The 15,733-nt window shown below is 67.4% G+C and carries 15 protein-coding genes and 1 tRNA gene; 7 read left to right on the top strand and 9 right to left on the bottom strand.

The features are described 5' to 3' along the window. The first annotated feature begins 88 nt into the window (after window positions 1-88). Window positions 89-1,507, top strand: a complete 1,419-nt coding sequence (locus tag ACYQ07_RS13360) for a bifunctional metallophosphatase/5'-nucleotidase (RefSeq protein ID WP_459882403.1) — start codon at window positions 89-91, stop codon at window positions 1,505-1,507. A gap of 562 nt (window positions 1,508-2,069) precedes the next feature. Here the strand turns inward: ACYQ07_RS13360 and ACYQ07_RS13365 are convergent. The 3 genes from ACYQ07_RS13365 to ACYQ07_RS13375 all read right to left on the bottom strand — a co-directional run bounded on the left by ACYQ07_RS13365 (window position 2,070) and on the right by ACYQ07_RS13375 (window position 4,310). Next, the gene (locus ACYQ07_RS13365; RefSeq protein ID WP_459882405.1) at window positions 2,070-2,729 is read right to left on the bottom strand and encodes a helix-turn-helix domain-containing protein; all 660 of its coding nucleotides are present in this window, start codon (window positions 2,727-2,729) and stop codon (window positions 2,070-2,072) included. Between the two features lie 120 nt (window positions 2,730-2,849). Continuing rightward, entirely contained in the window at window positions 2,850-3,653 is an 804-nt protein-coding gene (locus ACYQ07_RS13370) for a M14 family metallopeptidase (protein WP_459882407.1), read from the bottom strand. 111 nt (window positions 3,654-3,764) lie between these two features. Then, a complete protein-coding gene (locus ACYQ07_RS13375; RefSeq protein ID WP_459882408.1) occupies window positions 3,765-4,310 on the bottom strand; it encodes a DUF309 domain-containing protein in 546 nt (181 codons plus the stop codon). Window positions 4,311-4,430: 120 nt separating this feature from the next. Here ACYQ07_RS13375 and ACYQ07_RS13380 point away from each other — a divergent pair. Further along, a tRNA-Leu gene (locus ACYQ07_RS13380) sits at window positions 4,431-4,514 on the top strand. A 242-nt stretch (window positions 4,515-4,756) separates the two neighbouring features. Here the strand turns inward: ACYQ07_RS13380 and ACYQ07_RS13385 are convergent. Next, a complete protein-coding gene (locus ACYQ07_RS13385) occupies window positions 4,757-5,014 on the bottom strand; it encodes a hypothetical protein (protein WP_459882410.1) in 258 nt (85 codons plus the stop codon). Between the two features lie 133 nt (window positions 5,015-5,147). Here ACYQ07_RS13385 and ACYQ07_RS13390 point away from each other — a divergent pair, with 133 nt between their 5' ends. After that, entirely contained in the window at window positions 5,148-5,966 is an 819-nt protein-coding gene (locus ACYQ07_RS13390) for an inositol monophosphatase family protein (protein WP_459882411.1), read from the top strand. Between the two features lie 12 nt (window positions 5,967-5,978). On the opposite strand, the gene ACYQ07_RS13395 is transcribed toward ACYQ07_RS13390, so the two are convergent. The 3 genes from ACYQ07_RS13395 to ACYQ07_RS13405 are packed head-to-tail and all read right to left on the bottom strand — an operon-like array spanning window position 5,979 to window position 8,086. Next, window positions 5,979-6,620: a hypothetical protein gene (locus ACYQ07_RS13395; protein ID WP_459882412.1), complete on the bottom strand. Its 642-nt coding sequence runs from the start codon at window positions 6,618-6,620 to the stop codon at window positions 5,979-5,981. Between the two features lie 51 nt (window positions 6,621-6,671). Beyond that, on the bottom strand, window positions 6,672-7,502 hold the full coding sequence (locus tag ACYQ07_RS13400) for an RNA methyltransferase (RefSeq protein WP_459882414.1): 831 nt from the start codon (window positions 7,500-7,502) through the stop codon (window positions 6,672-6,674). Next, window positions 7,499-8,086, bottom strand: coding sequence for a DUF8114 family protein (locus ACYQ07_RS13405; protein WP_459882417.1), 588 nt, complete (start codon window positions 8,084-8,086; stop codon window positions 7,499-7,501). Before ACYQ07_RS13405 ends, ACYQ07_RS13400 begins: the two co-directional genes overlap by 4 nt. A 178-nt stretch (window positions 8,087-8,264) precedes the next feature. On the opposite strand from ACYQ07_RS13405, the gene folP reads away from it, so the two are divergent. From folP to ACYQ07_RS13425, 4 genes are all read left to right on the top strand, one after another. Further along, window positions 8,265-9,476, top strand: coding sequence for a dihydropteroate synthase (folP, locus tag ACYQ07_RS13410; protein WP_459882420.1), 1,212 nt, complete (start codon window positions 8,265-8,267; stop codon window positions 9,474-9,476). A 162-nt stretch (window positions 9,477-9,638) separates the two neighbouring features. Beyond that, window positions 9,639-10,355 carry a 6-hydroxymethylpterin diphosphokinase MptE-like protein gene (locus ACYQ07_RS13415; RefSeq protein ID WP_459882423.1) on the top strand — a complete coding sequence of 239 codons (717 nt, stop codon included), beginning with the start codon at window positions 9,639-9,641 and terminating at the stop codon, window positions 10,353-10,355. 70 nt (window positions 10,356-10,425) lie between these two features. Continuing rightward, window positions 10,426-11,961, top strand: coding sequence for a cryptochrome/photolyase family protein (locus ACYQ07_RS13420; protein ID WP_459882425.1), 1,536 nt, complete (start codon window positions 10,426-10,428; stop codon window positions 11,959-11,961). Window positions 11,962-12,053: 92 nt separating this feature from the next. Beyond that, window positions 12,054-12,749, top strand: coding sequence for a DJ-1/PfpI family protein (locus ACYQ07_RS13425; RefSeq protein WP_459882428.1), 696 nt, complete (start codon window positions 12,054-12,056; stop codon window positions 12,747-12,749). 85 nt (window positions 12,750-12,834) lie between these two features. Here ACYQ07_RS13425 and ACYQ07_RS13430 read toward each other — a convergent pair whose 3' ends face one another. Together ACYQ07_RS13430 and ACYQ07_RS13435 are read right to left on the bottom strand one after the other, a co-directional pair. After that, window positions 12,835-13,311: a 50S ribosomal protein L11 gene (locus tag ACYQ07_RS13430; protein WP_459882431.1), complete on the bottom strand. Its 477-nt coding sequence runs from the start codon at window positions 13,309-13,311 to the stop codon at window positions 12,835-12,837. Window positions 13,312-13,471: 160 nt separating this feature from the next. Further along, window positions 13,472-14,674, bottom strand: a complete 1,203-nt coding sequence (locus tag ACYQ07_RS13435) for a Cdc6/Cdc18 family protein (RefSeq protein WP_459882434.1) — start codon at window positions 14,672-14,674, stop codon at window positions 13,472-13,474. Window positions 14,675-15,733 lie beyond the last annotated feature (1,059 nt).

Genomic DNA, 15,733 nt, shown 5'->3' on the forward strand with positions numbered 1-15,733 from the left:
GGACGCCGGCCATCGGTCGCCGTCACCTCCGGTGCCGAACACGCCGATTTCGAGCCCTTTTACCCGGTCGGGGAACTCCGGTCGGTAGATGGTACGGCTGGTCCACTACTCCGACATCGAGAACGTCTTCGACGCCCCGGACCGGGCCGCACGGCTCGCCGGCCGGATCCGCGCGCTCGACGGCCCCGACGCCGCCGTCGTCGGCACGGGCGACACGACCGCGCCCGGCGTCCTCTCGCTGGTCGCACAGGGGCGACAGACGCTCGACTTCTACGCCGCCACCGACACGGTCCTCGACACGTTCGGCAACCACGAGTTCGACTACGGCCCGGACGCTCTCCGCGGACTGGTCGCGGACGCCCCCGTCGAGTTCGTCTCCGCGAACGTCCGCGACGAGGACGGCAACCCGTTCGGCCGCGAGGAGGGCGTCGTTCCGTGGACCGTCCGGCAGGTGGGCGGCGCGCGCGTCGGCTTCCTCGGGCTCACGGACCCCGCCACGGATTCGCTGAACCCGATGGCCGAGCCCCTCGACTTCGACGACCCCCTCCCCGCCGCCCGCGAGGCGCTCGACGCGCTCCGTGCGGAGGGTGTCGACTACGCCGTCGCGCTCTCGCATCTCGGCTCCGGTGACGACGAGCTCGCGCGCGAACTCGACCTCGACGCGGTCCTCGGCGGTCACGTCCACAGCCTCCGCAACGAGCACGTCGACGACACGCTCCTGGTCCGTCCCGGCGTCAACGGCGAGGCAGTCGTCGAGGTCGACTTCTCCGGCGACCGCGCGACTGCGACGCTCCACGAGACGAACCTTCGCGGAGAATCCGCGGATTCCGTCGAATCTGCTGCAGACGGCGGCTCCGAAATCGCCACCCACGGCGGCCTCCAGGAAGCCCTCACGCAGCGGATGGCGGAGGCCGACCTCGACGAGGTCGTCGGCCACGCCCCGACCCCCATCGAACGCACCGGCGACGTGGTCCACGGCGGCGAGTGTCGGATCGGGAACTTCGTCGCGGACGCGTTCCGGTGGGCACACGACGCCGACGTTGGCCTCTCGAACGCCGGCGGGCTCCGGCAGGGTGACCCGTGGGACGGCGACGTGACGAAAGCCGACCTGATCAGCCTCATCCCGTTCGAGGAGCCCGTCACGCTGACGGCGGTGACCGGCACGGAACTGCTCGCCATCTTCCGCGAGATGGCCGCGCCCGACGTGGACTTCGGCGAGGACGACTGGTGGCACGGCCACGTCTCCAACGCGCGCGTCGTCTGGGACGAGGCCGCCGAGGAGGTCGTCGAGGCGACCGTCGGCGGCGAGCCCGTCGCTCCGAACGCGACGTACACCGTCGCCGTCTCCGAGTACCTGCTCCACTCCGACCACGAGTTTCCGACGCTCGAACAGCGCCACCGGGTCGGTGAGGCTGGCATCCAGTACGAGGTGCTCGCCGACTACGCCCGCGAGTTCGGCGTCGACCCCGCGATCGAGGGCCGGATCGAGCGACGGAACCGGGACTAACAAGCCGACTTCCGAATCGGGTCGACCGGCCGTCTTTCCACGAGCGCGTTATAAGAGGCACTCCGAGTGCCGAGTAGCAGCGTCTTTGTGAGGCTGTGGCGTCGCCGGCGTCTCGCGCCGAAAACTGCGTTTTTGAGCCCTCTCGAGCGACGCGAACGAGGACGCCGGCGGGCTGCGGCGGCGAAGCCGACACGAGGCGCCCGACGGGCGCCTTAAAAGACGCTAACCGGTTTAAATCGTCGTGTCGACTACAGCGGGAGAAGTTAGCACTGCTGTCCTCGTCACTCTTCGTTCGATTCCACTCGAACGATCTCCGAGACGAATCCTCCGTTCTCGAATTCACGCAGACAGCGGTCACACAGCTCGAGTTCCTCCGTTGAGCCAGTCGTGTACGTTACTTGGACACCACGGCTCGTATCAGCCGCACACTCTTCACACCCGGTCATAGCCCCCAACCCGTTGAGATCGGCGAGTATTCCTTCCTCATTTGAGTTGCACGTCTATGTCGTGCAATCGGGAGTGTGAGACTTACCTTTGTTAGTACAATCTGTTTTTAAGTGGTCTACTGATTGGGCGGCGTCGTCCCGGAAAGAGAGCCCCCGAGAACGTGTTTGATACCGCGCCGAAGGCGAGCGGCGACGGCCTGTTGGGTGATGCCGAGCTGCTCGCCGAGTTCATCCATGGTCACTTCGCGTGGGGATTCGAAATAGCCACACTCGTAGGCGAGTGCTAACGCTTCCTGTTGCTTATCGGTGAGCGCCGCTTCGGTGTCCGTTTCGAGGGGCGTGAGCGCGTGCAGTTTCGTCAGCGTGATCGGAATATCGACCTCCCGGCAGCGTCGCTGGAAGTCGGCGAGGGAACTACGGGCGTCGCCACGTACCTCAAGCGTCCACTGTCGCTTCGTGCCGGTGGCGGCGATCAGTGTCACGTTCGTCTCCGACAACACGGTCAGCACGTCATCGTAGTCCAGCATCCACTCGACGCGTAGCAGATGCTCGTCCTCGACGGAATCGACGAGCCGAATGTTCTCGACGCTTGGATGGTCGTTGAACGCGCTCTCGAGATCGTCCGCTTCGGTTCCCCGCACCCAAAAATACGGAATCACCATCTCCTTCGAGGGGATGATCCGTTCCAGTTCGACCGTCACGGTCGGTCGTTGGGTGAACACCGACCCTAAGGGGAACTGATCGGACGGAACTGTGAAGGTCGCTTCCGTAGCCATTGTTCGTGATGAAACGTCCCAGCCATAAAGAGCCACACCCGGAGCAGGCGCTGAAGACGTTCTCTTCAGCACGCAGTCCCTGACAGTGGAGACGGGCCCTCACGGAGCGGCGTCGCGCAGTCAGGCGAGCGCGCCGACCTTCCGGGCCACGTATCCGAACTGGTCGCGGTAGCCGTACGCCGACAGCAGCACGGGGTAGAACGCCTCCTCGGCGACGAGCTCCTCGCCGTCGGCGGCCGCGAACCGCTCGCCAGCCTCAACGCGCCGGAAATTGTCGGCGAACACCTCGTATCGCTCGGCCTCGGGCTTCGGAATCCGCTCGATCAGTCGGAACACGTCCACGTCCTCGCGGCCGCCGGCGTCGACCACGTCATCGGCGCCGGGCGCGGGGAGGGCGCTCGTCGCGGCGAGGAAGGCGCGCGTGAGCCAGTAGGCGTTGTCCGCGGCCTCGTCGGAGCCCTGCAGGCCGGCCTCCACTTCGAGGGTGTGGGGGTGCTCGATCAGCCGCCCCTCGGTGAACTCGTCCGTCTGGATGACGACGTCGACCGGGAGGTGGGGGGTGACGCCGCGGGTGACCTCGTCCATCGAGTCGACGACGGCGAAGGGGTCGGCGTACGACTGCGTCGAGTGGATCGCAAGGGTGGTACAGCCCGTCACCTCCGCCTGGAGGCGGTGGGCGAGCCGGCGCTCGTGGGTGTCGGCGTCCGGGTCGCCGGGAAACGCCCGGTTGAGGTCCTCGTCCAGGTAGCGCCTGCCGGCCGCGAGCGCCTCCTCGTTGGCGATGATCAGCTTCACCGGGCGCTCGAACGCCGCCTCGTCGGCCAGCAGCCGCTCGATCGCGCGGGCGCCACACGGCTCGTCGCCGTGGATGGCGCCGACGACCGCGATCTCCGGCGTCCCCTCGCCCAGCTCGAACACGTCCATGCAACCCGTAAGGAGCCACCGGCGTAAGTGGCGTTCGGATCCGGCCGATTCCCGGCGGATGCCGCTCGGCTCCGGAAGGCCGGGCCGAACTCGCCTCCCGCGAACCGACACCTACGGCCCGTGTTCGAGCGCCTCGGCGTACTCGTAATCGGCGGGATACGCCTCCGGACGGGCGTCATCGAGGCGGATCTGCCACCCGTCGACGGCGCTCGGGTCGTCGAGCGCGGCCCGGAGCGTCCCGCGCACCTCCGCCACGTCCACGCCGTAGAAGTCGTCCGGAATGCCGTGGAGGTACCGGAGCGCGGTCTCGAACAGCGACCGCATCCCGTCGTCGTTCTCGAAGTCGACGTGCTTGTACGCGCCCGCGGCGACCTGGACCATCCCGTGGAGGAACGCGGACTCCGTCGAGCCGCGGCCGTAGTTGTACCACTCGTCCTCGAAACAGTCGTGTGACTCGTGGTACTCGCCGGCGTTGAACAGCCGGACGCCGTGTTCGGTCGCCCGCCGAAGCGTCGCGTGCTCCCAGTAGCCGCCCGCGACCGCCGCGCCCTCCGGCACGTCTGCGTCGGGGCGCTCGGCGAGCTCCGCCGCCGACACCCACCCGGCGGGGTCCCCCAGCGGCGGAGCGACGCCCGGGTCGCGGGTGTGGTCGTCCATGGTCGGGCGTACGACGGCGAGCGTTCTAACGGTTTTCCCTTCGAGGCCCGGCGCCGGCGTCCGCGCCTCGGGGGCGAACCGACGCGTTAAACAAGCGCCCCGAAGTAGTGCTCATCGCGTGCGAGGGTAGCCAAGCCCGGAAACGGCGGCGGACTCAAGATCCGCTCCTGTAGAGGTCCGTGGGTTCAAATCCCTCCCCTCGCATCGCCGGGGTCCACGCCCCGTGATGCGGAAGACCGCTCTCGGAGCGCTCTTCCCTCGCAAAAAACGTTCAGAACAGCGATCCTGCCAGTGACGACACCCTCGTGCATCGTCACGCTCGTCGTCGGTCACCGTGTCGCCGGCGTGTGGACGAGCGCGGACCTGCCTCTTTCAACGAGTCTCACGGAGTGCGCGGTGGCCGTCGAAAACGGGCGTGTCGACCGGATCGAACGCGGCTTGACGGACTACTCCCCGCCGTCGGTGTACGTGCGGTCGTTGAGGACGCGGTTGGCGGCGGCGTTCGCCTCGGCCGGGGACGGGCGGTCGCCGTCGACGACGGACGCGGAGAGGTCGCTCGCGAGCGTGTAGACGGCCGACCCGTCGGCCCGCTCCGCGACGCGCTCGAACGTCGGCCGGTAGCCGGCCGCGCTCCGACGACCCTCCTCGTCGAGCGCGGCGTCGATGGCGTACTCCAGCTGACGGACGGCTTCCTCTGGTTTCATGGGCAGACAGACGGACCCGAAGGCCTTAAGAGTACTCTAATTCGGAATCGAGTACATCATTCGGCGTGGCGCAACCATCACCGTGATCGCCGGAGATCGACGTTTATAGGGGCGGGCGCTGACGAGTGCGCGCATGACCGAGAACCCCGGGCCCGCCGACGCCCCGTCGCGTGCCGTCGTCGCGGAGCGCGCCGCGCGGGCCGGCGCCCGCGTCGCCTACGAGCACTTCCGCACCGACATTCCCGTCGAGACGAAGGGTGACGACACTGACGTCGTCACCGAAGCCGACCGCGTTGCCCAGCGCGAGACGATCGACGTGATCCGCGAGGACTACCCCCGCGACGCGATCGTCGGCGAGGAGGAGGATGAGCTGAAAGCCGTCCCCGACCAAGGCGCCGCCTGGGTCATCGACCCCATCGATGGCACCAACAACTTCGTGCGCGACATCCGCGTGTGGGCGACGGCGGTCGCGGCCGTCGTCGACGGCGAGCCCGTCGCCGCCGCCAACGTCCTCCCCGCGCTCGGCGACACCTACACCGCCGACGCCGACGGGACGTACCTTGATGGCGAGCCCGTTACCGTCAGCGACGTGTCGCACCCGCGACAGGCCGCCGTCGACCCCACCATCTGGTGGGACTTCGACCACCGCGAGGAGTACGCCCGCGCCTGCAAGGCGGTCGTCACCCGCTTCGGCGACATGCGACGCTTCGGCGCCGCGCAGGCCGTCCTCCCGATGGTCGCCTCCGGCGCGCTGGAGGGGACGATCACCAACGTCGACCCCAACCCGTGGGACACCGTCGCCGGCGTCTTCATGGTGCGGCAGGCCGGCGGCAAAGTGACCGACCTGGAGGGCGACCGCTGGCGGCACGACTCGAACGGGCTCGTCGCCTCCAACGGCCACCTTCACGACGAGCTGCTGGAAGCGGCCCGCGAGATAGAGCGGTTGGACTGAAAAACTCGTTTCTTACCCCGTCACGTCGAACGCGACGGCCACATCGCCGTCCATCGGCGCGTGCGTGGCGAACCGGTAGCGGCCGGGCTGCAGATCCGGGCAGACGAGAGGATCGCCGTTCATGTGCTCGCCGAACTCCTCGATCCCCGCCGCGGTCAGTTCGAGTGACCACTCGACCGTCTCGCCGGGGTCGAGCAGCGTGACGCTGTCCGGTAGGATGCCGGCGTCGTCACGCCAGACGCGGACATCCTGCCATCCTTCGGTCGTGAGAACGTCGAGGTTCGCCTTGTTCGGGTTCTCCACGTTGAACGACTCCTCGGTGACGTTCTCCAGGGTGATCTCGACGGTGTCTCCCAGTTCGTAGTCGAGCTCCGCGACCCGAAGTTCGAGAACGGTGTCACCGTCCTCGTCGGTCGCGTCGCCCCACTCGATCGCGTCCTCGTCGACCCACCGCGTGTAGCGCTCGCCGAGTTCTGCGTCACAGCGGAGCGGGTCGACGCGATCATCGGGATCGGGCGTGGAGTCGGGGCTGACGTGGCCGTCCTCGCCGGCGTCGTCTCGGAGATCGTCGAGACAGCCGGCGGTCGCACTGGAGAGGGCGACGGCTGGTGCCGAGAGGGCTCGGAGGAATCGGCGACGGGTGCGGTCGGACATCGTGCGTCGTTGTCCACGCTCCGCAGTGGAAAAAAGCCCCGGTGGGACCGGCTACTCCGTCGGATACACCGGCTCGTCGTGTTTCGCCGCGAGGTAGTCGCCGTGCTCCAGTTTCTGGTTGGCCTTCCGAAGTGTGCCCAGAAGCGAGTGGATCTCGTTTTCGGTCGGGTGCGCCCGGCCGAGCAGCCGGCGCATCAACAGCTCGTTTTTCTCGCGACGATGCTCCTTCTGGCCGGTCGCCTCCAGGAACTCCCCGAAGTAGTCGTAGAAGCGCTCGATGTCGGCCTCGTTGGCACGCTCGACCTCCACGTCCGGAAGCTGGGAGTCCTCGACGGTGAGCTCACGGAGCTCGTACAGTAGGACGGTCGCGGCCTGCCCGAGATTGAGCACGGGGTACTCGCCGTCGGCCGGGATGGAGCAGACCTCGTCGAGCTGCACCAGCTCCTCGTTGCTCAGGCCGGTGCCCTCGCGACCGAACACGATGGCGGTGTCCGCGTCGACCGTCTTCAGCGACTCGCGGAGCTCGACGGGCGTTTTAAAGGGGAACCGCTGGTGGCTCCGGGCGTCCTCGCCGGTGATCGCCGTCGTGCCGACGGTGTGGTAGTTCTCGACGACCTCCTCGAAGGTGATCTCGTCGGCGTTCGGGAGCACGTCCTCGCGGGCGTGGCCCGCGAAGCCGTACGCCTCGCTCTCACGGGTGATCTCCGGCGGGTTGACGAGCTTGAGGTCGTACAGCCCGAAGTTCTTCATCGCCCGCGCGATGGTGCCGACGTTGCCCGGCGTTTCCGGCTCGACGATCACGACGACCGGGTTCGAGCGGCTGTCGTCCGTGGACTCGGTTTCGGTGCCGGTTTCGGACCCGGACTCGGACTCCTCGCTCATCGGTCCGAGGGGTACTCCACGCCGAGATCAACGTCGTCCAGCGAGTCCTCATCGAGCTCGTCGCCCTCCGCTGGGCCCTCCGCGCCGGCGAGCTCGCGGATGTCGATCCGGTCGCCCTCGAACCCCTCCTCGACCCGGCTCTGGATCTCCTGTTGGTCCGGAAGGTCGGGCAGGCTCTCGGGGGATTCGTCGACGTGCTCCACCGAGGCGTACCCCTCCGGGGCCTCGTTGCCGGCGGCGACCCACTCGTGGAACCGGTCGCCGAACTCCATCGTCCCCTTATACTCGGAGCCACCTTCCTCGCGGAACCAGTAGATGAAGTCGGGCTCGTGCTGCGGGCAGAGCAGCACCTCGCCGCGGGGCTCGCCGTAGACGATCTCGGCCTGCCGGCAGCGGTGGACCTCCTCCTCGCCGTGTTCGAGATAGCAGACGTCACACGGCTCCTCGACGAGCGACACCAGTCGCATGAGCCGCTCGCGGGGCTCCTCCGGGATCTCCGCAAGCGGCTTGAGCTCGCCGTCCGCGGAGATGATCTCGTCCTCGTCGAACCGCCAGCCGCGGAGTCCGACGCTGAGTTTCGCCATACCCGTTCTCGGGAGTCGGCGGATAAAAGGTCGTCCTTCCGGGTTGTTCCGGGCGCTGCCGGTTGTCCTCGCCGGCGCTCGCAGGCGACGGTCGGCACGCCGGCCCCACCACTCGTCGAGCAGTCACACGGGCCACCGGTTTCGGACCGCCTTTATCGCTCGCGCACCTCCCTCGGGTATGCGAAACGTGGACGCGGCCGGGCTCGGGATCGGCGACGACCACCCACCCCGGATCATGGGCGTGTTGAACGTCTCGAAGGAGTCACCCTACGACCCCAGCGTGTACGACGATCCCGGCGAGGCTGCCGCCTACGTCGACGAGGAGCTGATCGGCGAGGGCGCCGACATCGTCGACGTCGGCCTCGAATCCGCCAACAAGAAGTTCGAGGTGCTCTCCGCGGAGGAGGAGCTGGAACGGCTCGACACAGCTATTGAGACCCTCGAATCCAGCTCCGGCGACGCCGTCTGGTCTATCGAGACCCGGTATCACGAGGTGGCCGAGGCCGCCCTCAACCGCGGATTCGACATGGTCAACGACATCTGTGGCTTCGCCGACCCGGAGATGCCCCGCGTCTGTTCGGAGCACGACGCCGCCGTCGCCAAGATGGCGTCGCCGCCCGACCTCGAACGTCCCGGCGCGGTCGAGGAGGTCGACGACATCTACGAGGCGCTCTCGCTCAACGGGTTCACCGACAAGACGATCCTCGACCCCGCCTTCGGCGGCTGGTCGGAGGCGAAAACGCTCGAACACGACCGCGAGACGTTCCACCGACTCCGGGAATTCCGCGGGTACGGTCGCCCGCTGCTCGTCTCCATCAACCGGAAGAACTTCCTCCGGAGTATCGCCGACCGTGACACCGAGGAGTCGCTCCCCGTCTCGCTGGCGGCGACCGCGATGGTCGTCGAGCGCGGCGCCCACGTGATCCGCACGCACGACGTGGCGGAGACGCGTGACGCCGCGCTCATCGGCGCGGAGTTCGCCCGCTCCCGTGCCCGCGAGACGGCGGGCGAGGCCCGCGTCGAGGAGCTCGACGTGACGACGACTCGCGAGGCCGAACGCCACCTCGACCGGATCGGTGCCGGCGATCGCGACCGTGCCAGTGGCCCGTCCCGACCGGCCGACGCCGCGACCGTCCGCGTGCTCGAACTCGACGGACTCACGCCCGAGGAGGTCGGCGCGGTTCGCGTCGCGACCGTGGGCACCGATGCGGCGTTCGAGGCAGCGGTCGAGGGGGTGGAGACGGGAGACGATGGCGAGCCCGCCGGCGATGAGGGGTCGGGCCTGCTGATCGGCAGTCCCGAAGCTCTGAGAGCCACGGAACGGTCGATTTCGGGCGTTTCAGAACCACTCGACGGAACACTCCGAACGATCACCGACACCCTGCGGTAAGAGAAAGTTTATGCCGAAGCCTCGACAACCGTTCGACCGGACGCCGGAAGGGCACGTGGGTAGGGGTACTCTGTGCCACTCCGGCCCATACCGCACTATTTCCGAGCGACGGCTCCACGCCGGACCCGGTGAGACAGCCATCCCACCAGCGGAGGCGCCGGCGTGAACTTCGGCGAGTTCGAGCCGGTGTACGAGGCGATCCTCGCCGATTTCGGGTTCGACCGGAAGGCCGACGAGCATGCCCGCGACGTAGCCGCCGAGCTCGCAACGCCCTTCGATCTCGACCGGCTCTCCGATTGGGAGGGGGCAACCGTCGCGGTCGCCGGCGCCGCGCCGTGTCTCGCCGCCGACATCGAGATAGCCCGCGACGCGGAGGTCGTCGTGGCCGCCTCCACGGCCGCGGACGTGCTCCGTGATTCGGGAGTCGCGGTGGACTGCATGGTCACCGACCTCGACAAGAACCCCGAGACTGCCCGGCAGCTGACGGAGTCCGGGGTCCCGGTGGCGGCACACGCCCACGGGGATAACGTCCCCGCCGTCCGCGAGTGGCTGCCGCGGTTCGCCGCCGACGCCACACTGGTGACGACGCAAGCCGCGCCGGTCAATCCCGTCCGGAACCTCGGCGGATTCACCGACGGCGACCGGGCGGCGTTCCTCGCGGACGCCGTCGGCGCCGGCCGACTCGTGTTTCCGGGCTGGGAGTTTGACGATCCTACCGTGGGGCCGATGAAGGCGAGGAAGCTCCACTGGGCCGAACGCCTGCTCCGGTGGCTCGAACGCCGGCGTGACGAGCGGTTCGCCGTGCTCGACCGCCGGCGCGAAGCGCTCGCGGGCGACGACTCGCCGGTCGCCGCCGGACGGTGGGCCGACTCACGCTGACGGAGCGGTTCCGAGTTGCGAGCACGCGATCTTCCAGTAGTTTCAGGAAGATCCCGACCGAACGAGTGGCATGGACCTGTTCTGGCACCGGCGTGACCTCCGTGTCGCCGACAACGTCGGTCTGGCGGCGGCCGCCGAGCGCGGCTCGGTCGCATCCGTGTTCGTGCTCGACGACGACGTGCTGGCACACGCCAGCGACGTGCGCGTGCGCCGGCTGCTCGACGGGCTCGCGGCGCTGCGAGCCGACTACCGTGATCGGGGAAGCGACCTGCTCGTCGTCCATGGGGATCCCGCAGACGCCATCCCCCGACTCGCAGCAGCGCTGGACGCCGACCAAGTCGTGTGGAACCGCGACTATTCCGGACTCGCACGGAAGCGTGACGCCGGCGTCAGGCAAGCGCTCCACGACGCCGGCGTTGACCGTGAAGCGCACCACGACGCCGTGCTCCAGCCGCCTGACTCCATCCGGACCAACGCCGGCGACCCCTACTCCGTCTACACCTACTACTGGAAGAAGTGGCGCGACCGCGACGTGGACCGCCCCGCGCCGGCGCCGACCGAGGAGGCTCTCGTGGAGCGCGACGCCCTCGCTTCGCGACTTGAGAGCGTCCCGGACGTCGACTTCGACCGGGACCCACTCGGGTCGCTTCCCGCCTCCACCGACCTCGGATTCGCGGAGCCCGACGCCGACGTCGGGCCCGCCGGCACCGCGGCCGCCCGCGAGCGACTCGACGCGTTTCTCGACGACGACGTGTTCACTTACGAGACGGATCGCGACTATCCCGCGCGGGAGGGGACTTCTCGACTCTCGGCGTTCCTGAAGTGCGGGGAGATCGGCGTTCGAGAGGTGTATGCGGCTACTGAACGCGCGATGGCCGAGGCGAAATCGGGGTCGACGGGTGCGAACGCCGGCGAGAACGGAGACGACGGCGAGGACGGCGAGGACGGCGAGGACGGCGAATCCGCCGCCGCGGACAGCGTCGAGGAGTTTCAGGGCCAGCTCGCGTGGCGGGAGTTCTACACGCAGGTGCTCTACCACAACCCCGAGGTGGTGACGGACAACTACAAGACGTACGAGGAGGGGATCGAGTGGCGCGACGATCCCGAGGAGATCGCCGCTTGGAAGGCGGGGGAGACGGGATACCCGATCGTTGACGCCGGCATGCGCCAGCTCCGGGCGGAGGGGTACATGCACAACCGCGTTCGGATGATCGTCGCCTCCTTTCTCACGAAGGACCTGCTCGCGGACTGGCGCCACGGCTACGCCCACTTCAAGCGGTTCCTCGCGGACCACGACACCGCCAACGACAACGGCGGGTGGCAGTGGGCCGCCTCGACCGGCACCGACGCCCAGCCCTACTTCCGGATCTTCAACCCGATGACGCAGGGCGAGCGCTACGACCCGGAGGCCGCCTACATTTCCGAGTACGTGCCCGAGTTGGCAGCTGTCGAGTCGAACCTGATCCACGAGTGGCACGAGCTCTCTCCGACGCAGCGGCGCAAGGCGGCGCCCGACTATCCTGCGCCGATCGTCGACCACGGCGACCGCCGCGAGCAGGCGCTCGCGATCTACAAGCGCGCCCGTGGCGAGGATCCCGACGAGTAGTACTCGGCGGGAAATCCGGGGAGACTCAAAAGGGGGACGGAGCGCCTGCCGCGGGAGCAACGCACATGCCGGCGGCCACCGTTGAAGCGACCATGGACATCGACGTGTTGCTGTACGAGGGGTTCGACGAGCTCGACGGGATCGGCCCGTACGAGGTGTTCGACTACGCGCTGGACTACGCCGGCGCCGACGGCACCGACGGCACCGACGGCACCGACGGCACCGACGGCTCCGAAGGCGCCGACACCGCCGATGGGGAACGAGCCGGTCGCCTCCGATACGTGGCGCTCGACGACCGCGAGAGGGTGACGGCCAGCCACGGCAGCCGAATCGGGGTCGACGCCGTCCTCCCTAGCCCCGACGACGAGGACGCTCCCGACTTGCTGGTCGTTCCCGGCGGGGGGTGGACCGCCCGCGACGAGGACGCCAGCGCCTGGGCGGAGGCGAAAAAGGGCGACGTGCCGGCCGCACTCGCGGAGTATCATGCGGAGGGAACTCGGATCGCCAGCGTCTGCACCGGTTCAATGCTACTTGCGGAAGCCGGCGTCACCGACGGCCGCCGGGCAGTGACGCACGCGTCCGCGGTCGACGAGCTCCGCGACTCCGGCGCCGAGGTCGTGGATGCCCGCGTCGTCGACGACGGCGACCTGCTCACCGCGGGTGGGGTGACCTCCGGGCTCGACCTCGCGCTGTACGTCGTCGAACGGGAGTTCGGCGCCGACGTGGCCGACCGCGTCGCCACCGTCATCGAGTACGAGCGCCGCTACGAAGTCGCTCGTGCGGAGTGAGACGTGAGTGTCACGCCGGATGCGACGCTATCCGGTGAAGTACGTCGGAGAAAAACCCGTTCGCGGGTATCGTGGAACTACGCGTTCAGGCGTCGAGAATGTCGTCGTAGTCGCCGGCGTCGACGCGGTCGTCGAACGTCCGGGCGTCCTCGCCGTCGATGGTGACACCGAGGGAGGCGCAGGTGCCACCGACCTCCTTGGCGGCCTGCTTCGTGTCGTACGAAAGCAGGTCGGTCGACTTCTGCTCGGCGACCTTCTTCACCTGTTCGACGGTCATGTCCGCCACGAAGTTCTTCTGGGGTTCACCGGAGCCGGTCTCGAAACCGGCCTCGTCTTTGATCAGCTCAGCCGTCGGCGGAACGCCGACTTCGATCGTGAACGAGCCGTCGTCGTCGTACTCGACGGTGACCGGGACCTCCATGCCGTCGAAGGCCGCGGTTTCCTCGTTGATCGTGTTGACGACGTCCTGCACATCCACCGGCGTCGGGCCAAGCTCCGGGCCAAGCGGCGGACCGGGATTGGCCTGCCCGCCGGGGACGAGCACTTCGATAGTTCCAGCCATATCCGTAACCACCCGGTCGCGACTTTTAACGGTTGTTCTTTGACGCGCACGGCGGTACCGGTTCCCACGCAAGAGGCGGATGCCGGCGGGGATGACACCGGGAATGCCGGCGGAGATGGCGCCGGGGGTCTCGAAGGGGACGAGTCGGAGATTCCCGAAGTTAGGCGGACTTGCAGGCTTCAACGACGATCTCCGGATCGTCGACGAGCTGATTGACGGTGTGGGCGCCTTTCCCCTTTCCGCGCCCCTTCCGCTCCTGTTCGATGAGCGAGAGGAACGCGAGCTCGGAGAGGAGGTCCCGGACGCGGCGCATCTTCAGCGGGTCCGTTCCCTCGCGCTCGCAGATCACCTGGTAGGCGGAGTGGATCTCCTTCGAGGGGATCGGCGTCTCGTGGTCGTCGCCGTCGGCCTCCTGAATGCGGAGCGCAAGCGCCTGCATCAGGTACTTCGAGTGGGTCGGCTGCTTGGAGATCAGCTCGGAAAGGCGAGCCTGCTCCTCGCGTTCGTGTGCCTCGTCCACGTAGGCGATGCGGACGCCGTCGTCGCCGTGCTCGTCGGCAATCTCGCCGGCGTACCGCAGGATGTCGATCGCCTTGCGGGCGTCGCCGTGCTCGCGTGCGGCGAGCGCGGCGACTTTCGGGATCACGTCGTCGTCGAGCACGTCCTCGCGGAACGCGTCCGCGCGTGACTGGAGGATCTCCCGGAGCTGATTGGCGTCGTACGGCGGGAAGACGAAGTCGCGCTCGGAGAGGCTCGACTTCACGCGCTCGTTGAGCGTGTCCTTGTAGCGGATCTTGTTGCTGATCCCGATGATCCCGAGCGTGGAGTCGTCGACTTTCCCGGCCTCGGCGGCCCGCGAGAGCTGCATCAGGACGTTATCGTCCTCGAGTTTATCGATCTCGTCGAGAATGATGATCCCCACGTCGAGTCGGGCGTCGAGGATGTCCCACAGCCGGCGGTAGTAGTCCGACGTGCTCACGCCCGAATGTGGCACGGTGGTGCCCGTCTCCTCGGGATCGTTGAGCGACTCCGCGATGGCGCGGATCGTCTGTGTCTCCGTCGACTCCTGAAAACAGTCGACGTAGGCGACACCGACCTTCACCCCGTTGTCCGCGGCCGTGTCCGCGAGGTCGCGCGTGATGTACTTCGAACAGAGGCTCTTGCCCGTGCCCGTCTTCCCGTAGATGAGGACGTTGTTCGGTGTCCCACCGTGCTGGGCGTCCTTGATCGCCCGCGCGAGATTGCGCAGCTCCTCGTCGCGGCCGATGATCCGGTCACCATCGGGGAGGTGACTGACGCGGAGAAGCTCTTTGTCCGCGAAGATGGGGTCGGGGTTTCCAAAGAAGGATTCCGATTCGCTCATGCTGGATTCTCCTGCCGGTGGCTTATAAAGGTCGAGGAGAATATCTGCGGCTGAAGTCGCAGGATGAATCCGACAACGGGGAACCAAACAACGCTTCAGTAGCACGTTCTGAGTTTCCAATCCATACGTTCAAGTGACAAGAACCACTACACGGTGGTAAGGTCAGGTCGGAACGGAGCGGATTCCGAACGACCTTCGGAGGCGGCCAGCCCGCCCGCTTAACGAGGCAGTATCCGAAACGCCGACGCGGTGAACACGAATCCTCGAAGGGTTTGTCTCGTGCCCGTTGGTTGAGCAAGCTCGAAGATAACTCCGAATCCGCTGACGCATCAGTGACTCCCTGCTGGCAAAAACAACAGATGGGAGTCAACGATACCGAGGATAGGAGTACCGGCGGTTTGGCACCACCAGTCAGCCACCGACCACGACGACTGGGTTAGACGAGTTCCCGCAAAGTGGCGGCGTCCGTGGTTGCAGACCTGAAACTCCCACCGCTCGGGATTCCTCCGCCTTCAGGCGGAGGAGGATGTCAAGAAGGTTCCCACACCGTATTGCCGCTGTAAGGCGGGTGGGGAGATGGAGGTCGTGCGCATGGAGTGTGTGATAGCGAGTGACTCGGTGGGGGTGCGGTTTCGTGAGTGGGTGTGTGACCCCGGAGTGCCGCTGTAAAGCGGGAGGGGGTGTGACTCCGGGTTGCCGCTGTAAACGGCGGGCGTGTGGACCATGGGTCGCCGGCGGCCTCAGCCTCGGCGGTCGCTGGCGGTCCTAACGGGTGCTGGCAGTCTTCAGCAGACACTGCTCTCATCGTCTCATCGTCCCGTGCTGCCGACGGACACGAACCAAGTCGTCGTTGCCGACGCCGAAAACACCACGGCGTCATCGCACCCCGAAAATGCAGTACGGTATCATACAACACACATAGTCAAAAGGACACCGGTTCGAAGTGACACCCACGGCGCGACCGGCTCGTTCCGAAGGGGTCGAAGTTCACACGCTTCCTCCCACTTTACAGCGGCAACCCGGAGTCACACCGCAGGAACCACCAGCCCCACAGACCCC

This window comes from Halorubrum gandharaense (assembly GCF_054654575.1).

What these genes read in the sequence shown, in the direction of transcription:
- ACYQ07_RS13360 (WP_459882403.1), top strand. Translation starts at nt 89, where the DNA reads ATGGTACGGCTGGTCCACTACTCCGACATCGAGAACGTCTTCGACGCC.
- ACYQ07_RS13365 (WP_459882405.1), bottom strand. Translation starts at nt 2,729, where the DNA reads ATGGCTACGGAAGCGACCTTCACAGTTCCGTCCGATCAGTTCCCCTTA.
- ACYQ07_RS13370 (WP_459882407.1), bottom strand. Translation starts at nt 3,653, where the DNA reads ATGGACGTGTTCGAGCTGGGCGAGGGGACGCCGGAGATCGCGGTCGTC.
- ACYQ07_RS13375 (WP_459882408.1), bottom strand. Translation starts at nt 4,310, where the DNA reads ATGGACGACCACACCCGCGACCCGGGCGTCGCTCCGCCGCTGGGGGAC.
- ACYQ07_RS13385 (WP_459882410.1), bottom strand. Translation starts at nt 5,014, where the DNA reads ATGAAACCAGAGGAAGCCGTCCGTCAGCTGGAGTACGCCATCGACGCC.
- ACYQ07_RS13390 (WP_459882411.1), top strand. Translation starts at nt 5,148, where the DNA reads ATGACCGAGAACCCCGGGCCCGCCGACGCCCCGTCGCGTGCCGTCGTC.
- ACYQ07_RS13395 (WP_459882412.1), bottom strand. Translation starts at nt 6,620, where the DNA reads ATGTCCGACCGCACCCGTCGCCGATTCCTCCGAGCCCTCTCGGCACCA.
- ACYQ07_RS13400 (WP_459882414.1), bottom strand. Translation starts at nt 7,502, where the DNA reads ATGAGCGAGGAGTCCGAGTCCGGGTCCGAAACCGGCACCGAAACCGAG.
- ACYQ07_RS13405 (WP_459882417.1), bottom strand. Translation starts at nt 8,086, where the DNA reads ATGGCGAAACTCAGCGTCGGACTCCGCGGCTGGCGGTTCGACGAGGAC.
- folP (WP_459882420.1), top strand. Translation starts at nt 8,265, where the DNA reads ATGCGAAACGTGGACGCGGCCGGGCTCGGGATCGGCGACGACCACCCA.
- ACYQ07_RS13420 (WP_459882425.1), top strand. Translation starts at nt 10,426, where the DNA reads ATGGACCTGTTCTGGCACCGGCGTGACCTCCGTGTCGCCGACAACGTC.
- ACYQ07_RS13425 (WP_459882428.1), top strand. Translation starts at nt 12,054, where the DNA reads ATGGACATCGACGTGTTGCTGTACGAGGGGTTCGACGAGCTCGACGGG.
- ACYQ07_RS13430 (WP_459882431.1), bottom strand. Translation starts at nt 13,311, where the DNA reads ATGGCTGGAACTATCGAAGTGCTCGTCCCCGGCGGGCAGGCCAATCCC.
- ACYQ07_RS13435 (WP_459882434.1), bottom strand. Translation starts at nt 14,674, where the DNA reads ATGAGCGAATCGGAATCCTTCTTTGGAAACCCCGACCCCATCTTCGCG.